This window comes from Microvirga sp. GN3 (assembly GCF_055792825.1).
Window position 1 is genome coordinate 4,602 of record NZ_JBVVAK010000232.1, and the last position, 5,182, is coordinate 9,783.

Annotated in this window: 2 protein-coding genes and 2 pseudogenes; 3 read left to right on the plus strand and 1 reads right to left on the minus strand. The window is 60.2% G+C overall.

The annotated features are described in order from the left end of the window. Positions 1-72: 72 nt before the first annotated feature. The 3 genes and pseudogenes from ACS5Q1_RS44365 to ACS5Q1_RS44375 all read left to right on the plus strand — a co-directional run. Positions 73-1,335 (plus strand): annotated as a pseudogene (locus ACS5Q1_RS44365) (NADPH-dependent assimilatory sulfite reductase hemoprotein subunit); the annotation flags it as partial. Next, positions 1,332-2,852: a siroheme synthase CysG gene (gene cysG, locus ACS5Q1_RS44370; protein WP_473104197.1), complete on the plus strand. Its 1,521-nt coding sequence runs from the start codon at positions 1,332-1,334 to the stop codon at positions 2,850-2,852. The pseudogene ACS5Q1_RS44365 and the gene cysG, both read left to right, overlap by 4 nt. A 722-nt stretch (positions 2,853-3,574) precedes the next feature. Then, positions 3,575-3,979: a hypothetical protein gene (locus ACS5Q1_RS44375; RefSeq protein ID WP_473104198.1), complete on the plus strand. Its 405-nt coding sequence runs from the start codon at positions 3,575-3,577 to the stop codon at positions 3,977-3,979. A 579-nt stretch (positions 3,980-4,558) separates the two neighbouring features. Here ACS5Q1_RS44375 and ACS5Q1_RS44380 read toward each other — a convergent pair. Further along, positions 4,559-4,839, minus strand: a pseudogene (locus ACS5Q1_RS44380) (Rdx family protein). Between the last annotated feature and the right edge of the window lie 343 nt (positions 4,840-5,182).

A 5,182-nucleotide genomic window follows, 5' to 3' on the forward strand; every position in this document is an offset into this window, starting at 1 on the left:
CGGCCACAGACGCCGTCCTCTACGAGCCTCTAGCTGGCCCGCTCTAGCTCTCGGCGGGACACCCGCGCCCTGTCCCGCGCCCACAGGGCGGCTCTCGATCTCGCCCGGTCGATCTCCGAGCATCTCCTGCCGCAGACACCGGCCTATCGCGAGATTTGGCTCGACGGGGAGAAGGTCGTCGGTGGCGAGGAAGTCATCGAGCCCGTCTATGGCCGGACCTACCTGCCGAGGAAGTTCAAGACAGTCGTGGCCGTCCCGCCGTCGAACGAGGTCGACATCTTCGCACAGGACCTCGGCTTCATCGCGATCCTCGACAAGAAGGGTGAGATCAAAGGCTGGAACGTGACGGTCGGTGGCGGCATGGGCATGACCCATGGCGAGGAGGATACCTATCCTCGCACCGCCGATGTGATGGGTTTCTGCCGGCCCGAGGATGCGCTCGCCGTGGCCGAAGCGGTGGTGACGGTGCAGCGCGACTGGGGCGACCGCACGCTGCGCAAGCATGCCCGCCTCAAATACACCATTGAGGACCGTGGTCTCGATGCTTTCCGGGCCGAGGTCGAGAAGCGCATCGGCAAAGCCCTGGGCAAGCCACAGCCGTTCCAGTTCGACAGCAATGGCGATCGCTACGGCTGGGTCGAGGGTGAGGATGGGCGCTCCCACCTGACGCTCTTCATCGAGAACGGCCGCCTGCGCGATATTCCCGACGGTCCGTCCCTCATGACGGGGTTCCGTCGGATCGCCGAAATCCACGACGGCGAATTCCGCCTGACGGCGAACCAGAACGTCATCGTGGCCAATGTGTCACCCGAGCAGCGTCCGCAGATCGAAGCGCTTGTCGAGGAGCACGGCCTGACGAGCCAGGCCACGGCCTTGCGCCGCAATGCGATGGCCTGCGTGGCCCTGCCGACCTGCGGCTTGGCGCTGGCCGAGAGCGAGCGCTATCTGCCGTCGCTGGTGACGGCCCTCGAGGAGCGGCTCAGCCTTCGCGGCCTTGCCGAGGACGAGATCACGATCCGCATGACCGGCTGCCCCAACGGCTGCGCCCGCCCGTACATCGCCGAGATCGGTCTCGTGGGCAAAGGTCCCGGGCGGTACAACCTCTACCTCGGCGGCGCGTTCGACGGCTCCCGTCTTTCCAAGCTCTATGCCGCCGACCTGCAGCACGATGAAATCGTCGATGCTCTCGATCCGCTCTTTGCGGCCTATGCCCATGGCCGAAAGCCCGCCGAAAGGTTCGGAGATTTCGTCATCCGCTCAGGCATTGTCGCTGCGACGAGGAACGGAGCTGATTTTCACGCCAATACGGGCCCTCTTGCCGAGGCAGCGGAATGAACGCGCCCCTTCAGCCCGAGGATCGGCGTCCTGCGCGCCTCAACCCTCTGCCGAAGCTGCCGATCTTCGTCGATCTCGCCGGGCGCTCGATCCTCGTGGTCGGCGGATCCGATGGAATCGCGTGGAAAGTCGAACTCCTCGCGGCCGCCGGCGGAACGGTCAGGATCCTTGCGGAGGATCCGTCATCCGAACTCCGCGCCGTCCTTCGAAACGATCCGACGCGCCTCACCCTGATCCAACGTCCGTGGCGCGACTCGGATCTCGTCGGGGTCTCGGTCGCCATCGCGGACATCGAGGACCCGCAGGACGCCGCAATCTTCGCCGACACGGCGCGCCGGAACGGCGCCCTCGTCAACATCGTCGATCAGCCGGCCTTCTGCGACTTTCAGTTCGGCACCATCGTCAATCGCGCTCCCGTCATCGTGTCCATATCGACCGATGGCGCAGCTCCGATTCTAGGCCAGGCCATTCGCCGGCGCATCGAAGCCGTCCTGCCGTCCTCCCTCGGCGCATGGGCGCAGGCCGCAAAGGCCTTCCGTGATCGTCTGCGGGACTTCGTGCCGTCGAAGCCGGGTCGGCGCCGGTTCTGGGAGCAATTCGTGGATGCCGCATTCAACAACAGGGACCCCGAGCGCGGGCTGAAGGACACTCTCGATCAACTCGCACGCGAGACAAGCGGAGTGGCTCCCGAGAGGCCGGCACTCGGTGAGGTTGTCATTGTCGGCGCAGGTCCTGGCGATCCCGAACTTCTGACCCTGAAGGCGATGCGCGAACTGCAGGCGGCCGATGTCATTGTCTACGATCGCCTTGTCATCCCCGCCATTCTCGAACTGGCCCGCTGGGAAGCCCGCCGGGTCCATGTCGGCAAGGAGGGCCACGGTGCATCCTGCCGCCAGGAAGACATCAACGCCCTGATTGTCGATCTGGCGCTTGGCGGTGAACATGTCGTACGTCTCAAAGGCGGGGATCCGGCCGTCTTCGGCCGCACCGGCGAAGAAGTCACCGCTTGCCAGGAGGCCGGGGTGCCCGTCCGCATCGTCCCCGGCATTACGACCGCGAGTGCCGCGGCGGCCTCGCTCAATGGCTCACTAACTCACCGCGATCACGCTCAACGGGTGCAGTTCATCACCGCCCATGACCGCCATGGCGATCTCCCTGAAGATTTGAACATCGGCGCTTTGGCCGACCCAAAAGCCACCACGGTCGTTTACATGGGCCGACGCACGGCATCCAAGCTGGCAACGCGCCTGATCGAGAATGGCCTGCCGCCCGATACGCCCGTCGTCGCGACCAGCAATGTCTCGAGAACCGATCAGAAGAACTTACATACAACCGTTGAGAGTGTTGCTCGCGGCATCCCTCTGCCTGAAGATGGGCCGTTGATCATTACGATTGGAGCATCTGCCAGTGACGCCACCGGACATCCGCTCCAACGGAGCAGGGTCAAGCTTCGCGGCAGAATAAAGGAGCTCGCAACAAAGGCCCCACAAGACACCCCTGCTCTGTTGGATTACTGAAGCGGATTGAAACTTCCCTTCAACGGCGCTGCTGCTGCAGACGCCGAAATTTGATCGAAGTAAGCAATCCTGCCCGCGACGGCAGCTCCGATAATAACCCAGAAAAGAAGTATACCGAGAACCATCTTGAGCGATGATCGGAAATGCCCACGAGTCATGCTATCGACAATGCCTGCAATCATATCCTTTCAATACTATCGCGCTCGTCGTGCGGCGAACAAGCATCGTTATGATAGCGGGATAAGTTTGGAAGAACGTTCTCGCTGTCCCTGATTTCGGATAATGAACATTCTGCAATTTGTTCGTCGGGAAGTATGTCATTCTAGGGCTGACGCGCCATGCATCGCCTGGTTCGACCCGGCGAATGCAAAGCCGCCGCTCTCACGGACGGACCGAACACTGACAATGGCGCCCGTCTTGGTGTTGCTGGAGACGACGCGGCTTCACACTCTCGATGTCGAATACGGACTCTATTTTTGCCCTTGATAAAGGAACTGAGCATTTCCACGGTACAAACCACACTGCGGTCGGAGCGCTTGCTCCAGGCGAGACACCTTGGCTATTCGACATCGCGATCTCGTCGAACTCCTATTGCAGCATGCCGCCCGGGCTCTGGGCATGAAATAGTCCACTAAAGCGCGTGAATGAAAGGGTGGCGAGCAGGGACTAGACGGCCAATCACTGATTGCGCAACATTACTTTAGCCAAAGGGATCACAAGCCATGGATGTCTCTGTTGAAGCTATTCCCATAGCTAGCGTGGTCAGCGTTTCAGCGACCGTGGATGGTTCTCACATCCTTGTAAAGTTTGGGGCCGATAACGATCAGGAACTTGTTTTAGCCTTGCCTTACGACGTTGGCATTGGCCTTCTTCAAGCCTCGTCCACCGCGCTTGGAGAAGCTCTTCGGAGGAAAGCCAACGACCCAACAGCGGTTCTTGTCACTCCTCTCGACTGGTGGGAGTTCCAGCCTATCCAGGATGAGAAGGTACTTTTGTCTTTACGGCAACCGGGAGGATTTGCCACCCGCCATATCCTCCGAAAGTCCGCAATCTCTCACATGAGAGACGTACTAAGCGCGATCTTGGGGGATGGGCCCAAGCAGGATCTGCGCCAACGGAGAAACTAGAAAATTGCTCTGGGGTTTGGCAAATAGCTGGAGTAGTCGAGGCTTCAGCGCAGCGCCAAAGGGGGCTTCTGCTGAGCACCTCTCACCCCCGTTCACACAGCAGGTCAATTTCCGCCAACGCGTCCATGGGCCCTTGTCTCAGGAGCAATTCAGAGGAGGGTGCATGGACGATAGCGGTTCCTCATCGCCCATGCCGAGTTGATCCCAGTTTCCGAGCAATCACATCCTGCTCCTCACAGCACTTGGGTCCCGCGATAAATCGCTCGCACCTATTGCCTGACCTCGCCTATGGTTCTGTTTAAGAGGCCCCTTCCGAGGAATAAATCGCGATGAATACGGAATCGACCGCGAGCAATGGAATGAGTTCGCCCAACACCGACCCCTTGACGTCCTCGCAACAGTAACGGCTCAGGTGCGCTTTCTGGGTCAGCAGCACCATGGTACGATAGCGATCAGACTATGGGAAAGGATTGCTCTGGAGCGGTGGCCTCGTCGGCATATTCCGTCCAACTCTTGTGCACTGTGCAAGCTCAAGAGAAGAGGTGCCTCGCTCGATGAGCAGATGAAGGGTGTCTTGATCTACCGGTCACTGTGACCAAGGCTTTGTTCTGGATCCCGCCGATCACGGACACGCTGCTTCAGGACCTTGGCTTCCGGAAATCCTCCGTCGTGCTCGCGATCCCAGATAATCTCACCCTCGTAAGCGATCTGGAAGATCCCCCAGTGCCTGGGACCAGAGCCACTTCACCGAGATCCGTTCGGAAGGTCGAGAGGAGTTCTTGGGCGAGCCAAGCCCAGCGCAGCAGCCATTGGCACTGCGTGCAGTAGGTGATGGTGATCCGGGGATGAATCGTAGTCATCGCACAATCCCAGGAACATTTGACGCGACTGTCAAGGCGCAGAGCACGTCACCCTGACGGACGGCACGATGCATGGCTCTTCGAGCAACCGATTCACGGTCTTTCGCTGGGACCGTCCGTTCGGATCGTTATGCTCCAACCAGTGGAACGGAAATACTTGGTTGTATCTCTCTCACCCTTCCCATGCACTGATGATTGTCGGAGAATGGCTGAATGCCTGTGGCCTGCCCCCTGAGAAGTGGTCCTCCCTGATGTATGGCTTTCAAGCCGAATGGAGGACAAGCGAATGAGCAAGAAGAGACACACGGCCGAGGACATCGTCGCGAAACTGCGGCAGGTGGAT

Bases quoted from the DNA above. Each gene is read 5' to 3' on its own strand.
- cysG (WP_473104197.1), top strand. From the start codon at position 1,332: ATGAACGCGCCCCTTCAGCCCGAGGATCGGCGTCCTGCGCGCCTCAAC.
- ACS5Q1_RS44375 (WP_473104198.1), top strand. From the start codon at position 3,575: ATGGATGTCTCTGTTGAAGCTATTCCCATAGCTAGCGTGGTCAGCGTT.